Source organism: Gemella sp. 27098_8_149 (assembly GCF_041433745.1).
Lineage (GTDB): Bacteria > Bacillota > Bacilli > Staphylococcales > Gemellaceae > Gemella.
On the sequence record NZ_JAPWCB010000008.1, the window covers coordinates 44,817 to 67,418 of the forward strand.

The window sequence follows — 22,602 nt, forward strand, 5'->3', positions numbered from 1 at the left end:
ATGGATTTTAAAATACTACATCTTTCAAGTGCAAGAGCGAGAGTTAGAGCTAATTTTCGCTTAACACCAGATGTAAAAGTATATTTTAAAGAACAGGCATCAAAAATCGAGAATATACAAAAAGTGAACTTTTATCAAGATGAGTACACTTTTGTTGTTATATTTAAAGAGGGACATGGTAGTTGTTTACAAGAATTCTTTAAGTTAGTAGATAAAGAAAAAGTAAGAGACTGTTATGAAAATCCAGTAGTAGTAGCTGAAGAAAGTCCTTATTCAATAATTGTAGATGCCATGTTTTGGCGTGCAATGTCTAAATTATTTGTGCCGTTACCACTAAGAGCTATTCATACATGGTGGAAAGCATCAGGATATTTAAAAGATACGTTGAAATTATTAGGACGCAAGCAAATTACTATGGAAACTCTGGACTCTGCAGCAATCTTAGTTTCATTAGCAACAGGTGCTCGTGAAACGGCAAGTTCTATTATGTTCATCCTGGAATTAGGAGAAGCTTTAAACAATTGGTCTGAGAAAAAATCTGTAAAAGTACTAGAACAAAGTCTAACTTCTATGGATAGAGAAATCTGGCTTGTTGAAGAAGAAGGTAATAGAAAAATAACTTGTGCAGAGGTGAAAAAAGGCGATATAATTCTAGTTTCAGAAGGAAATGAAATCTTATTTGATGGTATTGTGATGAGTGGGGGAGCTAGTGTTGATGAAAGTTCATTGACAGGAGAGAGTTTCCCAATTGTGAAGAATATTGGAGATGAAGTTTATTCTAACACGATAGTTGTTAACGGTGAGATTAAGCTAAAAGTAGAAAATCCACAAGTTAATGGTCGTATCCAACATTTAATTCAACTGATGAAAGATTCTGAAAGTAGAGAGGATACATATCATTACAAATATATCAAATTAGCTGACAGTATAGTAAAATATAATTTCCTAGCGATGGGACTAACATATTTATTTACAAGATCATTCGCGAAGGCGATGTCGTTCTTACTAGTAGATTACTCATGTGCATTGAAATTATCAACGCCTGTAGCATATCTAACTACTATAAAAAACCTAATTGATCAAAAAATTGTGGTGAAAAATTCAGTAACCCTTGATAAATATGAGGATATAGATACATTTGTTTTTGATAAAACAGGAACAATCACAGTATCTAAACCGTATATTCAGGAAGTGCTACCATTTTATGAATATTCTTATGAAGAAGTTCTTAGAATTGGAGCGTGTTTAGAGGAACATATCTATCATCCGATTGCCAGTGCCGTTGTAAGTAAGGCGGAAGAAGATGGAATCGAGCATGAAGAGATGCATACAGAGCTATATCACATTGCTTCAAAAGGGATAGTATCTCATATCGACGGAGAGAAAGTAGTTATCGGAAGTAGACAATTGCTAAAAGACGAAGATGTAGTTGTTACTGCTGAGCAAGAACAAATTATAGCCGAAAAACAAGAACAATATAATCTATTATTCTTAGGGTATAAAGGAAAATTAATCTCAATTTTCTGTGTAGATATCCCATTAAGAGATGAAGCTAGTGCAGTATTAACTGAACTTAGAAATAGAGGTAAAAAGGTAGTTCTTCTAACAGGAGATAATGAAATTAGAACTAAGAAAATTTTAAAAGATGTAACTTTTGATGAAGTACATACAAGTATGACACCAGTTACGAAATTTGAATATATTAAGAGTGAAAAAGAACAAGGAAGACGCGTCCTAATGATAGGTGATGGTCTGAATGACTCAGCAGCATTATCAGAAAGTGACGTAAGTATTGTTATGAGTGAAAGTGCTGATCTTTCAAAACAAATTAGTGATGTTGTCCTAAAATCAGATTCACTAAACTCATTATTACTATTATCAGATGTTTCAAAAACACTACGTGCACAAATGAGCAACAATGTTAAGAGTACCGTATCGATTAATAGTTCACTGATATTCTTAGGATTAATAAATGTATTACCATCGAACTTACTAGCATTACTGCACAATCTAACAACATTTAGTATCGTACTTAAGAATTTTAATATTAAGTAGAAAAGATCAAAAGGTGATGAGCTGATTATGTTAGGAAGAAGGTGACTCTTCTTTTGAATATGTAAACTAAATAATAAAACTCGGATCTAGGGAAATCTAGATTCGAGTTTTTGTTTTAATATTGGAAGAAATAGTAAAAAGATAGTCTCACAATAATGTGAAACTATCTTTTTACAAGTTTTATAGATTTCGAAAGGGTTGATAAGATAATTCTTACAATTATAACAAGGATTATAGTCAGTATGAAGTTCAGGACTACGACGACTGGAAACAGACTGAACCTCATATTCATATTAGTAATCTGATTTACAAAAGGATATGTAATATTATCTATAATATATGAAAGTAGGTAGGCTAATAAAGTGTTATTTGATACGAAAATGATGGCAGGTCTAAGTTTTGAATTCACATTAATATCTAGATTAAGCAACCATGAAAAGATGCATGTTGTGATAACTACAATGAAGATATTAACATGTAGCATAGATTCTAAATGTATATCAAAAAAATTATATGACAGTGTACTAATTATAAGAGTTATCAAAAATAAAATTTTTGAGTTATAGATCAAATCTTTCAGGACATTTTTATTGTAAGAGAAAGCTACTCCAATCATATAGTATATGAGTGGCCTATAGTACCACCACCAGTTAGGGAGAATGTGGTTTTTGAGACTTATCCATAAGTGATTCTTTGGCTCCATTATATTTTCTATTCCAACGTATTAAAGATGCTTTAGAAACTTTGTAACGGCTACAGATAAAGTTAATAGAGTTATTATTTCGATATATTTTTACAGCGGCTAGTCTTGTTTCTAAAGGATGAGGTATATATCGTTGTGTATTTTGTAAGTTTTCTGTTATAATAGTTTTCATAAGAGTAAATTCCTTTTTTTGATTAGTCGTAATTTCATTATACAGGATTTGCTCTTCTTTTTTTATCTTTGTCTCACATCAATTATAACACTGCAATTTTACTATATCAGTAAGCATATAAACATTGTTATTACAACATTTATATGACATAATAGAGTTACAATAATATCAAACTTGTTTATTATTTTTCAGCACTAGTATTTTTCACCAGTGCTTTTTCTCTTGACTTTATCTCATCATCGATCATATTTATTAAAAAATCATAATCGTTTTTTACCCATCCAAGTTTTCTTTTGAAATAAATTATAATAAATATAGAAACAAATATAATCATAATAATAAACAATATCACTAATATACTTATAATAATTATTTTCTTGTTGGTTTCCAAATTATCTTTCAAGTTAAATATAGTTCCATCAAGTATTTTCTTTATTTCATCTTTTCCGATGAAATATGTAGTGATTACTCCACCTAAATATGAATAAAAATTTTTTACCACTTCACTAAACTTCACTTTTTCACTAGATTCTTTTTTCTCGTTCTTTAATGCATTATGTACTTTTTTTAATCTACTAATCTCCTGATTCTTTAAAATATTAACTATTTTAATAGGATCTACTTGACTAGCTAAATTTACCATTTCATCTACTGAAAGTCGAACTGGCATATTGACACCCATAAACATAATACAGCTTTTTATACGATCCACTTTGTCTAATTTTCCATTTTTATAATTATTTTCATCCCACATGAATTTTAGTATTTTACAAAATGAATATATTAAAAAAGCAATAATTACCACTAAAGAAATTGATATAATCAACATAAATATAAAAGTGAAAATTTTAGTTGCTTCATTATACATATAATCAAAATCTAAGTTTTCCATTTAAAATCTCCTTACTTACTATTATATATATCTATTAATGTCTGATTCTAAAAAAGAGATAAAATTTTTATAAACTTTCTCATTTATATTATTAGAAAGATAATACATTATATCCTCAATTATTTTTGTTTACCATTGAACCTCAAGTTGTTTCAAAAATGCTATAAATTTGTTTTTCACATTTTTAAATTTTTCTCAATCTAATAGAACATTTGAAAAATTACCTTTTACTTCCTAAAAAACTCCCCCCTTCATATACATAACCAGTTGTATTAAACGTTGTTAGAATACAATATAATATCTCGAAAGCATGTTTTTTACTCCTTTATTGTCAAATACATTAATAAAAGTAATGCTCGCTTTTTTTCAGTATACTCTATCTTATCAACTTAGTTTATAACTTCTCCTTTTTCATCCATTATTTCAAAGTTAAAACTAATATCATAAGGAATGTAACTGAAAAATTCAGAAAGAGTTACATTAAAATAGTTACATAATTTATTTAAAGTATCATATTGAATTCCTTTTCTATCATTTCTTGTTAATGAATTTAATGTAGATCTACTTATACCAATATTATTAGAAATTCTAGTTATTTTTAATTTTCTCTGAGCTACTAGCTCATTAAAAATATTATAATTTAATTATAAACTACTCTTTATAAAAAAATAAAGACTTTTTAAAAGAATAAACCTTTTAATGAAAAAAATTAAAATATTGAGCTAGCTTAAAATTAAACTAGTTCTTTTATTTTACATTATTTAATCTCTTTTATATATGATAGATAATTGAATATATTTTTGACAATGTTTTTTAAAATTCTACAGTAAAATACAGGAAGAAAGATTTTACAAAACCTTAAATTAATGACTGTTATCCCTTGTTAGTAGTTGTCAAGACATCCAAAGTAAAACAGGGAAGCTAAAACTTTTTTGTAGTAGTAAGTTGAAGAACTTATATTAGTTGAAGTTGAAATAAATGCTTAATTATAGTATTATACTAGTGTTATTGAATTTTGAATATTATATTTTAAGGAAAGGGGGGAGTAAGTAGTGAAGAGAAACACATCGATAATAATTTCAATTGCTATACCATTGTTTATTGTAGTATTGTATAGATATTTATATGGATATATTTATCATGCTGTTGATGATGTTACAATTAATTATTCGATTTTAAATAAAGAATATATGTTACTTCCCTACATGGGAATAATATTAACCAAGATATTAGTAATATTACAGAGTTTATTTTCAAATATTAATATCTTCTTCGTTTTTTTAGTATCAGCGTATAGTATAAGTTTTTCATGTTTGCTTTATCTGCTGAGAGATAGAAAATATAAAATGGTTCTATGGATAATAGTTTTAGTAATAGAGTTTGCTTTATTAAAATATTTTACATACTCCGTGGTTGCTTATTTGTTGTCTATCTCGGGAATATTTTTACTTTATAAAGAAGAAAACATAGTTTTTCCTATTATGCTTATATTTATCGGTATCTCTCTTAGAGTTCAAATAATATCAAGTCTTTTGGCATTATGTTTGGCGATAATCATATTTGAACTAATTAGGAATAAAAAGGTAAAACGAACAGCTATATTAATTAGTACAATTTTTGTTGTAAGTTTAACCAATTGGTTATTTATACAAAGTAACGATGTAGAAAAATCTTATATAGAATGGAATGAAAAGAGTACTTTGATTAGAGACTATCCTGCTATTGATTATTCTGAAAAAAAAGAAAGTCTAGATAAGATTGGTATTACTGAAAATACATTAGTAAGTCATAATTCTTGGATACTCTCAGAAAAACAAATCTTTAGTAATGAACTATTAGATAATCTTGATAAAGTACGATCAGTATCAGAAAAATATAATTTTTCGATTAAAAAGATAATACTTGAGTACTTTTCTAATGAATTTTATAAGTTGTTTACATTTTTTGTAATTCTTGTTTTTATATTTTACAAATCTAAAAGTTATTATGGATATCTGCTATTTTTGAGTCCTTTAGCTCTGCTAGCAGCCCTAATAGTTAGACAAAGAGTAGTAGAGAGAGTCTATATACCTATCATTATTCTAGCTTTATTTATTTTTATTGTATATGGTAATGAGTTGTTTATAAAAAGAAACTATAAATTAGTGAATAATCTAGAAGGTGTTATCTTTACAATTTTATGCATACTATTAATGGATAATATATGGAGCTATGGAAAAAATGAATTGTATTGGTTTAATTATCATTCTCATGATATTAATAAGGATTATAACAATGTACTAATCAATAATAAAGATAATTTATATATTATCTCAGGATACGGAAACTTAGTTAGCTCTCAACCGAATGTAAGTAAGGTTTTTGTTGAAAAAGATAAATTAACAAAAAATATAATAACTTTTGGAACATGGCAAACATTTTCGCCTGAATATCATAGTAAATTAAAAGGATTTGGAGTGAAAGATACGAATAATATACTTTCTAGTGCGGTAAATAGTGATAATATTAAATTTATTTTGCCTAAAGACTCTAGTGTTTTCGATAAAATCAGAGTACTGTTTAAAGAAAATTATGATAAAGATGTTTACTTTGTAAAAGAAAGTGATATTTCAAATGATATGAATATATATAAATTAAGGAGTGATAAGTAGTGAGCAGTAAGAGAATTAAATATATTGATATGTTAAAGGCTTTTTGTATAATCTTAGTAATAGCTGGTCATATGGGATATACTCCAGCCAAAGTGAAATTATTATTATATATATTCCATATACCTTTATTTTTCTTTTTATCCGGGATGACTTTAAACGTAGCTAAGTATACATCGTTCTTTGAATTCTTTGTTAGAAAGTTTAAAACTATAGTTATACCTTGTTTTTTAATGAATATTTCTATATTTTCTATTAAATCATTTATCTTACAACCGCAATTTATATTGAAAATAGATATTATACATTTTATAAAAGCTATGATAGTGGCTGATAGAATGCATATTTATTATCAATTGTGGTTTTTAAATGTGTTATTCTTAGCAGAACTGGTTTGTTATTTTGCGATAAAATATAGTGATACATTATATAAATATATAATTGTATATATTGTACTTATATTATCTGGTAGTTTAGGAAAAAAACTATATGAGATGGAATTTTGGTTAATTTGGAGTTTTGATCTTGTACCATATGCATCAATATTTATTTTGTCTGGATATGTATTGAGAAAGAATCTAGCTACGCTACAAAGATATTTCAGAAAAGTATATTTTTTACCGGTTACGGTAGTAAGTATCATATGTGGAGTTTATAACACGAGAGTAGATCTATATTATCAACAGATTAATTCAATTTCCTTGTATTTTATTGCTGCTTTCTTTGGTATCTGGGCAAGCTTTATATTATTCAAAAATATACCAAATATACCAATACTAGAGAGAATTGGTGGTAACACGCTGATATATTATGCATATCATTCACCAATAGTCCTATACATTTTAGATATTATTATGGAGCAACTTGCTGGTAAGTATACGGGAATATTCGTTAGTAATTATATAATAGCCATTGTAGAACTATTTTTAGCGATAATATTGTGTGAATTGATTGCTAAGATAATTAATAATACTTTCCCATTTATTATTGGAAAATCATTTAAGACAACCTAATTTGGTTGTCTTTTTTTACTTCCGTTTCTTCTGTTATAACTAGAAATATGTTATAATAAAGGGATGGAATAAATTTGAGAAACTGTTTATAAATATTCAGTTAAATTAAGTAAGGTGAAAGATGAACATTGATAATAGATTTGACACAGAAGCGGTAAAAAAGTATAGAGCTTCGATTGAAAAGAAGAAGATATCGTTATTTCTGAAGTTGCTTTTTGATAAGGTACTTGCATTGATTTTGCTTATTCCTTTATCGCCGATAATTTTAGGAATAGCTATCTGGATAAAACTTGATAGTGAGGGGCCTGTGTTCTATAGGCAAGAGCGCATTACAACCTATGGTCGAACATTTAGAATCTTTAAGTTTAGAACTATGGTTAAAGATGCTGATAAGCTTGGAACAGCTGTTACTCAGCAAAATGATCCTCGAATAAGTAAGGTAGGTCATAAGCTGCGTAAACTTCGCCTTGATGAACTACCTCAGCTTATCAACGTACTTGTAGGTGATATGAGTTTTGTTGGAGTAAGACCTGAAGTAGCTAAATATGTAGATAAATACACTGATGAAATGAATGCGACATTACTTCTTCCTGCTGGGATAACTTCTCCAGCGAGTATTGAGTACAAAGATGAAGACGAAGTTATTGAGAAATTCAAAGACAGTGGACGTAGTGTAGATGAAATCTATGTGGAGGAAATTCTTCCAGATAAGATGAAATATAACTTAAAGTACATTGAAGAATTCGGTGTTATAAATGATATTAAAATAATGATAAGAACTGCTATTGCGGTTGTTAAATAAAGTTAGAAGATTTTTAATAATTAGGAGTTTGAGATGAAAAAATATAATATACCATTCTCTCCACCAGACATTAGTGATGGAGAAATTAACGAAGTAATAGACACTTTAAAATCTGGTTGGATTACAACTGGACCGAAGACAAAAGAATTAGAAAGAAGATTATCTGAATTTACGAATACACCTAAAACTGTTTGTCTTAATTCTGCAACAGCAGCGTTAGAGTTAACATTACGTGTTTTAGGTATTGGTGAAGGTGATGAGGTTATCGTTCCTGCGATGACATACACGGCTTCTTGTAGTGTGATTTATCACGTTGGAGCGAAAGCTGTCATCGTTGATATATCTGAAGATAGTCATGAGATGGATTATGTTGCTTTAGCTAATGCGATTACTGAGAATACTAAAGCTGTTATTCCTGTTGATTTGGCAGGTATTCCATGTGATTATGACAGAATTTTCGAAGTAGTCGAAAGTAAAAAACACTTATTCAAAGCTAATAGTGAATATCAAGAGAAACTTGGTAGAGTAGCTGTAGTAGCAGATGGAGCGCATGCTTTAGGAAGTACTTATAAAGGTAATAAAATTGGTTCTGTAGCTGATTTTACGACATTCTCATTCCACGCTGTGAAGAACTTCACTACAGCTGAAGGTGGAAGTGTAACTTGGAAAGAAAATAAAAACTTTGATAACGAAGAGTTATATAGAGAATACCAAATATATTCTCTTCATGGTCAGACAAAAGATGCTTTAGCTAAAACTAAAGCAGGATCATGGGAATATGATATTGTTATTCCTGGATATAAATGTAACTTAACTGATATTGCAGCATCTATAGGATTAGTTCAATTAGACCGTTATCCGAAACTTTTAGAACGACGTGATGATATTATTAGTCAGTATAATAAAGGATTTGAAGGAACAAGAATTAAAGCTCTAAGTCATAGTTCAGAAGATTATAAATCTTGTGGACACCTTTATATAACTCATGTTGAAGGTACTACATTTGAACAACGTGGTGAAATAATTGTAAAAATGGCAGAGCGTGGAATTAGCTGTAATGTTCACTATAAACCACTACCATTACTAACTGCGTATAAGAATTTAGGATTTGATATTGAAAACTATCCTAATGCGTATAATTATTATGTAAAAGAAATAACATTACCTTTACACACTAGACTTAGTGATGAAGATGTAGCTATAATTATTGAAAACTTCAAGGAAATAGTTGAGGAGGTAGTAGGTGAGTAGTTTAAAAGAAATACAAAATAAAAGTTTAGAAATGGCTGAATATTTTGTAGAATTTTGTAAAGAACATAACTTACTTTGTTATCTTTGTGGTGGTGGAGCTATTGGTGGACTTCGTAATAAAGGCTTTATCCCTTGGGATGATGATTTAGATTTTTTCATGCCTAGAAAAGATTATGAAAAGCTTCCAGAACTTTGGAGAAAATACGCCAAAGAACAATATTTCTTATCAAAAAGTGATAGCAATTTCGTTGATAGAAACTTATTTATCACAATTCGTGATAAAGAAACAACTTGTATAAAACCATATCAACAAGATTTAGATATGCCGCATGGTTTAGCTTTAGATGTTATTCCTTTGGATTATTATCCTAAAAATGAAGCGGATAGAAAAAAACAAGTTCGTTGGGCATTGATTTATTCACTATTCTGTGCTCAAACTATCCCTGAAAAACATGGAGCTATAATGAAATGGGGTAGTACTATTCTGTTAAGTTTAACACCGAGTAAATTACGTTATAAAATCTGGAAAAAAGCTGAAAAAGAAATGACGAAATATAAGCTTGAAGAAAGCGATGGAATAACAGAACTTTGTACAGGTCCTGGATATATGAAGAAGAAATATCCGATCGAAGCATTTGCGGATAACATTTTTATAGATTTTGAAAATACTAAAATGCCGATACCCGTAGGATATGATATCTATTTGAAAACAGCATTTGGTGATTATATGACACCTCCACCAAAAGAAAAACAGGTTCCGCATCATGATGCAGTTATAACGGATATGGAAAATAGTTATCTTAAGTATAAAGGGGAATATTATGGACGAAAAAATTAGTGTAATAGTACCGGTATACAATGTAGAACAATATTTAGAGCGTTGTGTTGATTCAATAATCAATCAAACCTATAAAAATCTAGAAATTATTCTAGTCAATGATGGATCTACTGATAATAGTGGACATCTTTGTGATGAACTGGCTAAGAAAGATAATAGAATAAGGGTGATTCATAAGGAGAATGGTGGATTATCTGATGCGAGGAATGTTGGGATAAATGAAGCGGAAGCTGAGTTAATTGGATTTATAGATAGTGATGATTATATAGATGAAGATATGTATGAAGTGCTGATAACTAATTTAAAAAGAGCAAACGCAGATTTATCTATGTGTGGGCACTATGATGTCTATAATGATGTTCCTGAGGCGCAAGTAACTGAAAAGAAAACATGGGAACTTAGTCCTCGAGAAGCTATTAAGATGGTAATGGAAGCTAAGATACTATCTGTTACAGCGGTTAATAAATTATATAAAAAGAGTTTATTTTCAGAGTTCAAATTTGAAATCGGGAAAATCGCTGAAGATGCATTTATTATGATAAAGTTATTAGATAAGTGTAATAAAATAGTAGCAACCAATGAGAAAAAATATTACTATGTACATAGAGAAAATAGTATTACTACCCAAAAATTTTCTCTTAAGTTTTTAAATGTTATAGAAGCTTATGAACAGAATAAAGAGATTATTTTAGAAAAATACCCTGAACTAAAAGAGGTAGCTCAGATGAGAATGAATTGGGCGTACTTTTATGTACTAGATAGGTTATTGTTAGATAAAGAATATAATGATAAAAAATTAGAAAATAAGTTAATATCGTATTTAAAAGATCATAGTAAGGATATTTTAACAGATTCATTATTTACAAAAGGTAGAAAAATTGGATTTGTTGCCTTATTATTGAATAGAAATCTATATAGAAAAATAATAGAGAAGAGAGGATATTAATTAGAGTATGTTAAAACTAATAGAAAAAAATTATTTTAAAATAAATATGGCATTTATTTTAATAGTTGCTGTTTATTGTATGTGTGGTCTAATAGTGCCACTACAATTTATTTCAGCTAACAAGATTGTTGCAGGGGGAATGACATTATTTGGAATTCTTTTAGCAACGTACAACTTAGTTATTAAGAAGGTCTATCTAAAAATAAAAACAATAGAATACCTATTACTATTTTTTGCTTTTAATATTATTACTAGTATGCTAGTGATATCTTATGGTTATTCTACAAATATAAAAAATGCATTAATATTTTATATTTATTTCTTAACTGTATTCCCTATATTCACAGGAATTACTAGAGAAGAAGGTAAAAAAATATATGATTACTTTTTCTATACAGTTACTGTACTTAATACTTTTGGAGTATTAGTGTCATTAATTCAATTCGTATTATTGAAAGGTTATAGAGTACATGACTATAAAGGATTATATATTAGACAAGGATTTGTAGAGTCTAGACTATTTGGTATTTTAGCAAGTCCTAACTATCTTTCTTTAATTTCGTTAATAGTGATTATATTTTTAGTTCTTAAAGTATGTAGTTTTGAGAAAGTATATAGATATATTAGTATAGTCGCTATTGTATTGAATTTTATTTATATAGTGTTATCAGGTTCAAGAACTGCGTTTATCTGTATGATGATAGCGGCTGTTATATATTCAATAGTGATGTTTTATCAAAAAGGGAATGTTAAATCGCTATTAAAAGTAGCACTGGCAATTGTTGTTGTGTTATTCAGTTATAAAGCTGTTAATTTCACTAGTGAGCAGTATTTAAAATATAACAAAGAGAGATTAGAAGTTCAAGATAAAAAATTAGAAAATAAAGATAATAATCTTTCTCTTGAAAGAACAGATACAAGTGAAGAAAATATTTCCAATAATAGATTTGCAATTTGGAAATCTACAGCATCTTTCGTACCTAAAAAACCTATTTTTGGGTATTCAGGTGGAAACTGGTATGAGATAGGTAAAAAGATGAATCCAGATGAGTATATAATAAAAGAACATTATCTTACTCATAATGGATATTTAGAAATTTTATTCTATAATGGATTGGTAGGATTTATTTCAATGGGAATCTTTGTCTTATCATTCTTTATATCAATGGTAAAACGAATATTTAGAGATAAAAAAGAAGATTTAGTAAATAAAGATTTATTATCAATGATTATGATATTAATGGTAATTCTAGTGTCTAATCTATTCTTAAGTTCTACATTTTATGGAATTTCATTGTTAGGTATCATCTTATTCTTAATGGCAGGTTATTTCTATTCTATAGTGAGTACAGACAAAAGTAATTTTAAAAAATTAGATATTGATGAAATTAAAGAAGTAGAATTAGGAGTTATGGATTATATTCATAATATTTGTAGAGAAAAAGGTATTAATTATTCATTAGCTTATGGAAGCTTGTTAGGTGCAGTAAGACATAGAGGATTTATTCCATGGGATGATGATTTGGATATTGCTTTAAAGAGGGATCAATATGATAAATTATATCAAGCAATTTTAGAAGATAATAACAGTATTTATAAGGTCGTTTCTTGGGGAAATGATTCTAGGTACCCTTATCCATTTTACAGAGTCTATGATAGTAGAACTGTTTATGAAAATAACTACATACAAAATGATATAGAATTAGGTATCTGTGTAGATGTTTTTCCTTTTGATGACTATAAAGATGTAAATAAAGAAATCACAAAATTAGATATGTATCGTAGATTATCTGTATATACTTTATATGGAATAAGAAATAAAGAAGCGGGAATAAAGAATATTATTCGTTATCTAATGTTAGTAGCATTCAGATTAACAAGGGTGAAAACATGGAATAAAAAATTAAATGATTGTTCTAAGGTTCCTGTTAATAGTGAATATATAGATTATCTAATGGAATCTAAAAAATACAGTACAAAGATAGATGCAAAAGCTTTAGATCAAGTAGTTGAATTTAAGTTTGAGGATAGAGTATATAATATACCGACAGATTATGATCATATTTTAACTACAATTTATGGTGCGGACTATATGGAGATTCCGCCAATAGAAAAAAGAATACAGCATGATGATTTTGTAGCGTATATTAAGAAGGAGAACTAGTATGTTGCAATGGCTTAAGAGGAGTTTAGCTAGTTTTTTAGGTGATAAAAAAGATGTTGTTAAAAACTTCCCTTTAATAAAAAAATTAAATGAGAAAGCTAATATTGAATTAGATTCTAAAAGAAGTAATTTGTTAAAAGAAAACTTTGAGGAAATATTGAATATTGTTTATAGTTCTGAGTTAAAGAATTATAATATTTGGTTAGATTTTGGAACATTATTAGGTTACTATCGAGAAAATGATTTTATAAGTCATGATTTAGATATGGATTTCGGAGTTCAAGTTTCAAGTTTAGAAGAATTTGAAGTCATAGAAAAACACCTTGCTAAAAATGGTTTTAAACGAACAAAAGAGTTTTATTTTGATAAAGATTTAGTTGAATTATCGTACAGCTATAAAGGACTTAATGTAGATTTTATTGTCTATAACAAGGAAGACGATAAAGTATCTTCTGATACAATATTTTTCATGACAAATGCATTAGGGAATCCTACTAGATATGAGGTTTACCACTATGAAATTCCATTCACTGGTTTAAAGGAATGTGATTTTAAAAATCAAAAAGTAAAGGTTCCAGCTAATACAGAGGAGTATTTAAAAACTTTATATGGCGAAGATTTTAAAACTCCTAATACTAACTATAATTGGAAAGAAAATCCGATTTATAAGAGTAGGGATGCAGAGTTAGCAGAGGTTGTATTGAGAAAAGATAAATAAACTAGATCTAGGAGATAGTATTATGGGAAATAGGGTAGCATTATGGGACAATTTAAAATTTTTCCTTGTAACTTGTGTGGTTATTGGACATTTTGCGGATAGATTTACCGATGTATCTAATATTTATGATAGTATATTTTTATTTATATATTCATTTCATATACCACTTTTTATTTTTATATCGGGATTGATGTTTAAAAATAAAGATATTACAAGTAAAGCGATATTTTTTATAAGTATAGGTTTTGTTTATAAGATAGTTTCAGCGGTTGCGGAAAGATTACTAGGAACAGTGAAGGTTGAATTTTTCCTAACTATGGGATGGTGGGCTTTCATGGTTTATGTTTGCTTTGGCAGCATATACTGTAATTTTAAAAATAATTGAGAAACAAAACAAGGAATATATTTTAGTGTTTTCGATAGTCTTGGCTTGCTTTGTAGGATATGATACAGGAATAGGTGATTTCCTGTATTTATCAAGGATAATAATATTCTTTCCGTTCTTTTTGAGTGGGGTATTATTACAAAAGGAAAATATAGTAGAATTTAAAAATAAAAATTCAAAATATATAGTTTTGGCTGGATTAATAGTAGTGATTTGGCTAGGATTATGTGTTTTTGAATTGGATATTTTTTATAGATTAAGATATTTATTTACAGGAAGGAATCCATTCTTCCCTCAGATAATGAGTTATGCCCCATTAGCAAGATTAGCTAGCTATATCATATCTTTTGGAATGTGCTTTGCTCTTATAATGTTGATGCCTAATAGAAGAATGTTTTTAATTACAGACATGGGGAAAAATTCTATAAATGTATATTTTTGGCATATGCATATATATTATGTTTTGAATAAGGTATTTAATATCTCAAATATATTTAATTATGGAGTTAGTGGGAAATTAGCATTTCTATTAATGGCAGTGTTATTAAGCATCGTACTGTCTCATAATATTTTTAACTTCCCAATAAAACAGATAAGAGAACAAATATTCTTAAATAAGAAAGCATCGTGATTTTAAGAATGTATAAATATCATAAAAAGAGTTAGAAGAATAAATCTCTAACTCTTTTTAATTTTACTTTTCACCATATTTATCACATAGTTTATTGTTGAATCTTTTAAGATTGTAAGAACAACTAAATAATAAATTCCACAGATCGCTATGACTGTGCAGACCATAATAAGCATGTTTAATGTAATTTCGTAAGAATTAACATGGAACACGAATTTTGTAATGAAATATATTGGAATAAAACCAAGTGATACTGCAAGATATTTGTATAGTGAAGAAAATACAGCTGATAAGTTTATCAGTTTATGTTTTTTAATGAACTGTATTTCTAGTAATACCACTAAACCTTCTGCAAGTATTGTTGTTCCAATATAGTATTCTGGTTTGAAAATATTACAGAAGTATAATGTTGAATTTAACACTACATTTAATCCACCACCGATAAAGTAAAATGAAGTTAATTTACTTTCGAAGTCATTGATGAATATAATTTGCTTTCCTAGTATCATCTCAATAGCCCAAATAATAGTTCTAATCGCAAATATACTTGTTGCTATTCCTGCCTCTAAATATTTATCTGATGAATAAATAACAGTTGCATATGTCCCTAGAATCATTATTCCGATACTAGTTGGTATCATCAGGAAGAAGAATAGGGAAGATCCTTGTCTGATTAAATACTCATATGAATCATGATCTTTTCTTCCTAAGTAATAACCTAATCTAGGAAGGCTGACATTCAGGGCTCCACTAAGCACACCTGCAATAAGCATTACTATGCTTGATGCGATAGTGTAGTAGGATATATAATTTTCATCTGGACTCTTTGTTATAAACATTCTATCAAGCAGTGTATAAAGCATATTAGCATTCGCTAATAATAACATTGTAGTAAGTGCTTTTGTAGATGTTAATAAGTCTCTGATATCAATCTTAACAAATGAAACTTCTCTTTTTATCCATAAGAAACTTAGTAGATAGTTTAGAATAGTAGTTGCACTCATTATGATTGCATACGGTATAATGTCATCTTCTGTTTTAACGAATGCGAAGATTGATACTAACATTGCGATTCGAATAAATAAAGTTTTATAGAGAATAAATGTGTAGTTTTCGTATGCTTCGTTCATCCATTCGATATTTAAAAATTGGAATAAGGCTTGAATTCCAAGTATATAGTATAAGATTTTTAAATTTTCAGTATCATGTGTTCCTACGCTAATAAATATAAAATATAGAGCAGTTATCGCAATTGACGTTACTACTGATATATAGAATAGTTTTGAAAATACGTAGTTAATTTTGTTTTTATCGTCTTTCACTTTACTTATCGATCTAATACCATAGTTATATATTCCGAATGCAGCAAGTGGTATTACAAAACTAGCCCATGTATTTGCTGTATTGAAATAACTGTAGTTAGATTTACTAAGTATTCTAGTTAAGTAAGGATTAGTGATTAATGGGAAAACTATGTTTAGAATGTTAACCATTAAACTTGCTAATGCATTAACTTTTATGCTTTTCATTTAAAGGAAATCCTTTCTAAAATTCTATTTTACATTATATCATATTTTCAATTCATTAGCTTAAAATTATAGGTTTAATAGAAGATTTTTGAAGTTTATTGTTTTTATATGATATAATAAAATAGATAATATATTGAAAAAATAGTATTTAAAAGGAGCGAGAAAATGATATACGCAGGAATATTAGCTGGTGGAACAGGAACTAGAATGGGAATAAGTAACATGCCAAAACAATTCCTAGAATTAGGTAAAAAACCAATACTTATCCACACAATTGAGAAGTTCTTATTAGAGCCTAAAATTGAAAAAATCGTAGTCGGCGTTCATGAAGATTGGGTATCTCATGCTGAAGACTTAGTTGAACAATATGTTTCAGCATTTGCTGATAGAATCATTATTACACCTGGTGGTGTCGATAGAAATACAACGATTGAAAATATCATTAATAGAATTAATGAATACAAACCTTTAACTGACGAAGATATTATCGTAACTCACGACTCAGTTCGTCCATTCATTACACTTAGAATTATTAAAGACAACATACGTCTAGCTAAAGAAAGTGATGCAGTAGACACAGTAGTAGAAGCTGTTGATACGATTGTAGAAAGCACTAATGGAGAATATATCTCAAATATTCCAAACAGAGCACACTACTACCAAGGGCAAACACCACAAAGTTTCAAATGTTTAGATTTCCTAAACTTATATAACTCATTAGACAAAGAAGAAAAACAAATACTTACAGATGCATGTAAGATATTCGTTATAAAAGGGAAAAAAGTAGCACTAGCTAAGGGAGAATACTCAAATATCAAAATAACTACAGTAACCGACCTTAAGATAGCTAAGAGTATGCTAGAGGACGAGTAATATGATAAATCAAATATATCAATTAATTAAACCGAAATTTATTAATGTAAAATACAATGAAGAGAATATAAACGATGGTAATAAAATCATCATCCGTCCAAACTACATGGCACTGTGTCACGCAGACCAAAGATACTACCAAGGGAAAAGAGATCCTAAGGTATTAGCTAGAAAACTACCTATGGCACTTATTCATGAATGTGCAGGGATAGTAATCGCAGACCCTACAGGAACTTATAAAGTAGGACAAAAAGTAGTAATGATACCTAACCAACCACCAAGACAAAGTGATGAAGAATTCTATGAAAACTACATGCCAGGGACACACTTCTTATCAAGTGGTTTTGATGGATTTATGAGAGAATTCGTAACTTTACCTAAAGATAGAGTGGTAGCTTATAACGATGTTGAAGATTCTGTTGCGGCTATTACAGAGTTCATAAGTGTAGGTATGCACGCGATGGATAGATTCTTGAAGAACTCACATAGTAAAAAAGACAGAATAGCGGTAATTGGTGATGGAAGTCTTGCTTATGTAATGGCGAATATAATAAACTACACTCTTCCTGAGTGTGAGATAATCGTAATAGGTCGCCACTGGGAGAAACTAGAACTGTTCAGTTTCGCAAAAGAAAGATACATCACAGATGATATTCCTGAAGACTTAACTTTCGATCACGGTGTCGAATGTTGTGGAGGAGATGGTAGTGGTTATGCGATAAATGACTTAATCAAGTACATTAAACCACAAGGAAGCTTAGTACTTATGGGAGTTAGTGAATATAAGGTAAATATCAACACACGTGATATCTTAGAAAAAGGACTAACTCTAATAGGTTCATCACGTTCAGGTAGAATAGACTTTGAGAAAGCTATCGAGATGCTTAGTAATAAGAAATTTGAAAGAAGATTCAAGAATATTATTGAACTTGAGCAACCTGTGAGAAATATTAAAGATATTCATAGGGTGTTTGCAACAGACTTAAATACAGCCTTTAAAACGGTGTTTAAGTGGGATATATAATAGAATAAAAATTATTTAGGTGATTCATGGAAATCTGTTAAGATGGTTTTCTGAATCACCTTTATATGTTGTAATATTAAAAATAGTAATATTATTTCTATGAATTTTTATATTTTATGTTATAATGCTAAATGATAAAGAATTAAAAAATATTTATGTGTGTTTCAAAAGAAAATAAATTTAATTCAAAGGATATTTTTAGATGTTAAAAAGGAGGACAAAGTGGATATTTTTATATTATTACTAATTTCATTATTTGTTTATCTTATACCGAAAACAGATGTTGATTATTTAAGTAATAAATCGACTAAATCACTAAAGGGACTCTTAGCTTTACTTATAATTTTTCACCATATTTCTCAAAAAGTTACAACTGGTGAAAATTTTTCGAATTTTGAATACATGGGACGATATATTGTAGCATTGTTTTTCTTCCTATCTGGTTATGGATTATATTTCCAGTATAGTAACAACGCGAATTATATGAAAAATTTCTTAAGAAAAAGATTGGTTAGAATATTTATACCGTTTTATGTTTTTATAGTTATTTATGTCATCTATAGAGCGACATTAGGGGAAGTTATTAATGTGGACTTTTTCCTATCATTCTGGAAGGATCATAACAATATAATTTATAATGGTTGGTTTATTAATAGTATAATAGTTTTATATGTTATTTTCTATATTTCTTTTGTGAGGAATAATTCAAAAACTTCTTTTTATACGCTAATAGTTTTAACGTTAGTTTATATTTTTTGGAAGGCGTATCAAGATCATGGAGATTGGGAATATGTTAGTATAATGGCATTTTTACTAGGTGTTTTTTGGATGGAAAATAGGAGTCTTATAGAAAAATGTATTGAAAAAAATTATTTTAGTTTTCTCGTTTCATTCAGTATACTGATGTATGTATTTCACCATTATGAAGTTATTATGAAAAATATTGGGATTACAAATAAATATGTTTATTATGGAATAGTCGGAAATATTTGCACAATGGTTTTCGTAGTTTATTTCTTATTGCTGACAAATAAACTCAACTTTTCAAATAAATATCTGGATTTTTTAGGAGATATATCATTTGAAATATATATGATCCATGGTTTAGTCATGTATTATTTTGGTAAGTTTTTTGTGTCATCAAATGTAAATGATGTACTTTATACTATTGTTGTTTTTTTTGTTAGTATTGTTTCTGCATATTACATAAAAAAATTAATAATAATTATTGAAAAGAATATTATGAAAGCTGTTTAATATATTTTAGAAATAGGATTAGGGAGTGACTCAACAAAATTGATTTTCCAAAAATCATAATTTTGAGTCATTCTCTTTTTTATTATCAATGAAAAATTATAGTAAAAATACTATGAGTTATCTCATTTTATGTTATAATGGTAAGTAATATTATAATGTAGAAAAGAGGCTTTACATTGAAACAACTAATAAAAAGTAAAATAGAAAAACTACTTACTGAATCTGAGGAAGTAGTAAAAGTAGAACAACTAGGTGGTATGACAAATAGTAATTATCTAGTTGAGACTACGAGTAACAAGTATATAGTTAAGTTCTTTGGTAAAGGAACTGATAAGCTAATCAATAGGATTGCGGAGAAGAATAATCTTGCGAATCTTGCTGATTTAGGTTTAGATGTGAAAAACTATATCTTTGATATTGAATCTGGAATAAAAGTAAATGAATATATTGAAAATGCAACGACTTTTGATGCACATTATCTAAAAGCAAAGAAAGAAGAAGTTGCGAATATACTAAAAAAAGTACATAGCTCTGGGAAGGTTCTTGAAGGTGAGTTTAGAGTCTTTGACGAGATTAAAAAATATGAGAGTCTGATTGAAGGGAATATCAATTATCCTTATTATGAGAAGATAAGGGAGAAGGTATTTTCTCTACAAAATCATCTAGAAGAGATTGGTGTTGATAGAAAATCTTGCCATATCGATCTTGTACCGGAGAATTTCATCGAAGATGAGACTGGTCGTGTTTACCTTATTGACTGGGAATATTCTGGGATGAATGATCCGATGTGGGATTTAGCGGCACTATTTTTAGAATCTAATTTTAGAAAAGCTGAAGAAGGAGAATTCTTCAAAGCGTACTTCAGTGAAGATACTCCAGTAAGCGTAGCTAAGATTATGATTTATAAAATTTTACAGGACTTCCTGTGGAGTCTGTGGACGATTTATAAAGAAGAACAAGGTGCGGACTTTGGATCTTATGGAAAGGATAGATACTTAAGAGCAGTTAAGAATTTGAAGGAGTATGTAGAAAGTTATGAAAAATAAAATAGGTGTATCGGCTGGACTTTTATCTGGTATGTTTTGGGGGTTAGGGCTTGCGATAAGTGCGTATATATTTTCACTTTATAATGTTTCGCCTTTTGCGGTTGCGGTAATCCATGATTTTATTAGTATTTTTGTCCTACTGGCAATTATTTTAATTAAGTATAAAAGAATTAATTTCAAGATTTTTACGAATATAAAAAGTGTTAGTGTTATTGTAGGTGCACTGCTTGCAGGACCTATTGGAATGCAGTGTAATCTATATGCGGTGAAGTATATAGGAAGTGGATTGACATCTTCGATTACAGCGATTTATCCTGCTGTGTCGGTAATACTAGCTGTGATATTTTTAAAAAATAAAGTTTCATCAAAAACAATTTTAGGGATTGCGCTTATTATTGTTGGTATTTTCATTCAAAGTTATAAGAGTGAACAGGTTGAATCATTTTACCTTGGTTTTATGTTCGCATTAATCTGTGCAGTTGCTTGGGGTAGTGAGAGTGTTCTAAGTTCATATGCGATGAAAAATAATCTTAATGAGCTTGAGACTTTATTAATTCGTCAGGTGACATCATTTTTAGCGTATTTAGTAATAATCTCATTCAACGGTTTAGGAATTGAGACGAGTCTTGATGTGAAATTCGGGGGACTTATCGTCTTCTTCGTAGTTAGTAATATGGTATCTTATATACTATACTACATGGCTATTAACAGATTAGAACCAGCGAAAGCAACAGGACTTAATGTCAGCTATGTTGTTTGGACAATATTATTCTCTATGATTTTTGTCGCGTTAGAGGTGAATTTACAATTAGTAGTTACATCTATTATTATCATACTGGGTGTTTATGTTATTGTTAGAGAGGAGTAACGAATAGATAATGAAAGCAATTATATTGGCTGCAGGTTTAGGAACGCGTCTTAGACCGATGACAGATAATACTCCAAAGGCTTTGATAAAGGTTAAAGATAAGCCACTTGTGGAGTATCAAATTGAATTTTTAAAAGAAAAGGGAATAGATGAAATAATCGTCGTTGTTGGATATTTACATGAACAATTCGATTATTTAAAAGAAAAGTATAATGTGGAACTAGTATTCAATGATAAATACGCTGAGTATAACAACTTCTACTCATTATACTTAGTTAAGGAAAAACTAGCGGACAGTTATGTAATCGATGCTGATAACTATTTATTCAAAAATATGTTTAGAGCGGATATCGATCGTTCGACATATTTTAGCGTCTATCGTGAAGATTGTGAGAATGAGTGGTTCTTAATCTATGGTGATGATTACAAGGTTCAAGATATTATCGTAGACAGTAAAGCAGGAAGAATCTTAAGTGGTGTATCTTTTTGGGATAAGGAAACTGCAGAGAAAATCGTAAGTTTTATCGACAAGGCTTATGAAAGCAATGAATTCATGAACTTGTACTGGGATAATATGGTTAAAGATAATATTGAGAAACTAGATGTCTATGTAGAAGAATTAGAACCTAATAGTATCTATGAAATTGATAGTGTTAAGGATTATAATAAATTAGAAGAAATACTGAAAGAAGAATGCGAGAATTAATCTCCATTCTTTTTTATTATTCTAATTAAGTAATAATATTTCTTGCTTATTTGTAATATAGATGTAATAAAAAATAATCTA

General features: G+C 28.8%; 20 protein-coding genes and 1 pseudogene. 17 read left to right on the top strand and 4 right to left on the bottom strand.

Going from position 1 to position 22,602, the window contains the following annotated elements; translation table 11 throughout:
• The gene (locus O3801_RS05015; RefSeq protein ID WP_371454279.1) at positions 1 to 2,055 is read left to right on the top strand and encodes a heavy metal translocating P-type ATPase; all 2,055 of its coding nucleotides are present in this window, start codon (positions 1 to 3) and stop codon (positions 2,053 to 2,055) included.
• A 653-nt stretch (positions 2,056 to 2,708) separates the two neighbouring features.
• Here O3801_RS05015 and O3801_RS05020 read toward each other — a convergent pair.
• The 3 genes and pseudogenes from O3801_RS05020 to O3801_RS05030 form a co-directional block, all read right to left on the bottom strand.
• Positions 2,709 to 2,930 (bottom strand): annotated as a pseudogene (locus tag O3801_RS05020) (IS481 family transposase); the annotation flags it as partial.
• A gap of 181 nt (positions 2,931 to 3,111) precedes the next feature.
• A complete protein-coding gene (locus O3801_RS05025; RefSeq protein ID WP_371454280.1) occupies positions 3,112 to 3,822 on the bottom strand; it encodes a hypothetical protein in 711 nt (236 codons plus the stop codon).
• A 389-nt stretch (positions 3,823 to 4,211) separates the two neighbouring features.
• Positions 4,212 to 4,454, bottom strand: a complete 243-nt coding sequence (locus tag O3801_RS05030; RefSeq protein WP_367249601.1) for a helix-turn-helix domain-containing protein — start codon at positions 4,452 to 4,454, stop codon at positions 4,212 to 4,214.
• 420 nt (positions 4,455 to 4,874) lie between these two features.
• On the opposite strand from O3801_RS05030, the gene O3801_RS05035 reads away from it, so the two are divergent.
• From O3801_RS05035 to O3801_RS05080, 10 genes are all read left to right on the top strand, one after another.
• Positions 4,875 to 6,473: a hypothetical protein gene (locus O3801_RS05035; RefSeq protein ID WP_294681691.1), complete on the top strand. Its 1,599-nt coding sequence runs from the start codon at positions 4,875 to 4,877 to the stop codon at positions 6,471 to 6,473.
• The gene (locus O3801_RS05040; RefSeq protein WP_294681690.1) at positions 6,473 to 7,483 is read left to right on the top strand and encodes an acyltransferase family protein; all 1,011 of its coding nucleotides are present in this window, start codon (positions 6,473 to 6,475) and stop codon (positions 7,481 to 7,483) included. Before O3801_RS05035 ends, O3801_RS05040 begins: the two co-directional genes overlap by 1 nt.
• 121 nt (positions 7,484 to 7,604) lie before the next feature.
• Positions 7,605 to 8,285: a sugar transferase gene (locus tag O3801_RS05045; protein WP_294683697.1), complete on the top strand. Its 681-nt coding sequence runs from the start codon at positions 7,605 to 7,607 to the stop codon at positions 8,283 to 8,285.
• A 33-nt stretch (positions 8,286 to 8,318) separates the two neighbouring features.
• Positions 8,319 to 9,536 carry a DegT/DnrJ/EryC1/StrS family aminotransferase gene (locus O3801_RS05050; protein ID WP_371454281.1) on the top strand — a complete coding sequence of 406 codons (1,218 nt, stop codon included), beginning with the start codon at positions 8,319 to 8,321 and terminating at the stop codon, positions 9,534 to 9,536.
• A complete protein-coding gene (locus O3801_RS05055) occupies positions 9,529 to 10,374 on the top strand; it encodes a LicD family protein (RefSeq protein WP_371454282.1) in 846 nt (281 codons plus the stop codon). The genes O3801_RS05050 and O3801_RS05055 overlap by 8 nt, the downstream gene beginning before the upstream one ends.
• Positions 10,358 to 11,320 carry a glycosyltransferase family 2 protein gene (locus O3801_RS05060; RefSeq protein WP_371454283.1) on the top strand — a complete coding sequence of 321 codons (963 nt, stop codon included), beginning with the start codon at positions 10,358 to 10,360 and terminating at the stop codon, positions 11,318 to 11,320. Before O3801_RS05055 ends, O3801_RS05060 begins: the two co-directional genes overlap by 17 nt.
• A 46-nt stretch (positions 11,321 to 11,366) precedes the next feature.
• Entirely contained in the window at positions 11,367 to 13,484 is a 2,118-nt protein-coding gene (locus O3801_RS05065) for a LicD family protein (RefSeq protein WP_371454284.1), read from the top strand.
• 1 nt (position 13,485) lies between these two features.
• Positions 13,486 to 14,202 carry a phosphate ABC transporter permease gene (locus O3801_RS05070; RefSeq protein WP_371454285.1) on the top strand — a complete coding sequence of 239 codons (717 nt, stop codon included), beginning with the start codon at positions 13,486 to 13,488 and terminating at the stop codon, positions 14,200 to 14,202.
• A 22-nt stretch (positions 14,203 to 14,224) separates the two neighbouring features.
• Positions 14,225 to 14,587: a hypothetical protein gene (locus O3801_RS05075; RefSeq protein ID WP_371454286.1), complete on the top strand. Its 363-nt coding sequence runs from the start codon at positions 14,225 to 14,227 to the stop codon at positions 14,585 to 14,587.
• Complete coding sequence (locus O3801_RS05080) at positions 14,553 to 15,218, top strand: acyltransferase family protein (protein ID WP_371454287.1); 666 nt, start codon at positions 14,553 to 14,555, stop codon at positions 15,216 to 15,218. The genes O3801_RS05075 and O3801_RS05080 overlap by 35 nt, the downstream gene beginning before the upstream one ends.
• Positions 15,219 to 15,265: 47 nt before the next feature.
• On the opposite strand, the gene O3801_RS05085 is transcribed toward O3801_RS05080, so the two are convergent.
• Positions 15,266 to 16,747 carry an oligosaccharide flippase family protein gene (locus O3801_RS05085; protein WP_371454288.1) on the bottom strand — a complete coding sequence of 494 codons (1,482 nt, stop codon included), beginning with the start codon at positions 16,745 to 16,747 and terminating at the stop codon, positions 15,266 to 15,268.
• 165 nt (positions 16,748 to 16,912) lie between these two features.
• Here O3801_RS05085 and O3801_RS05090 point away from each other — a divergent pair, with 165 nt between their 5' ends.
• The 6 genes from O3801_RS05090 (at position 16,913) to O3801_RS05115 (ending at position 22,521) form a co-directional block, all read left to right on the top strand.
• On the top strand, positions 16,913 to 17,620 hold the full coding sequence (locus O3801_RS05090) for an IspD/TarI family cytidylyltransferase (RefSeq protein WP_371454289.1): 708 nt from the start codon (positions 16,913 to 16,915) through the stop codon (positions 17,618 to 17,620).
• A gap of 1 nt (position 17,621) precedes the next feature.
• A complete protein-coding gene (locus O3801_RS05095) occupies positions 17,622 to 18,644 on the top strand; it encodes a ribitol-5-phosphate dehydrogenase (RefSeq protein ID WP_371454290.1) in 1,023 nt (340 codons plus the stop codon).
• 222 nt (positions 18,645 to 18,866) lie between these two features.
• Positions 18,867 to 19,901 (top strand): acyltransferase family protein, encoded by a 1,035-nt coding sequence (locus tag O3801_RS05100; RefSeq protein WP_371454291.1) that lies wholly within the window; start codon positions 18,867 to 18,869, stop codon positions 19,899 to 19,901.
• Between the two features lie 176 nt (positions 19,902 to 20,077).
• On the top strand, positions 20,078 to 20,947 hold the full coding sequence (locus O3801_RS05105) for a choline kinase family protein (RefSeq protein WP_371454292.1): 870 nt from the start codon (positions 20,078 to 20,080) through the stop codon (positions 20,945 to 20,947).
• Positions 20,937 to 21,815: a DMT family transporter gene (locus O3801_RS05110; RefSeq protein WP_371454293.1), complete on the top strand. Its 879-nt coding sequence runs from the start codon at positions 20,937 to 20,939 to the stop codon at positions 21,813 to 21,815. The genes O3801_RS05105 and O3801_RS05110 overlap by 11 nt, the downstream gene beginning before the upstream one ends.
• 10 nt (positions 21,816 to 21,825) lie before the next feature.
• On the top strand, positions 21,826 to 22,521 hold the full coding sequence (locus O3801_RS05115; RefSeq protein WP_294683685.1) for a sugar phosphate nucleotidyltransferase: 696 nt from the start codon (positions 21,826 to 21,828) through the stop codon (positions 22,519 to 22,521).
• Positions 22,522 to 22,602 lie beyond the last annotated feature (81 nt).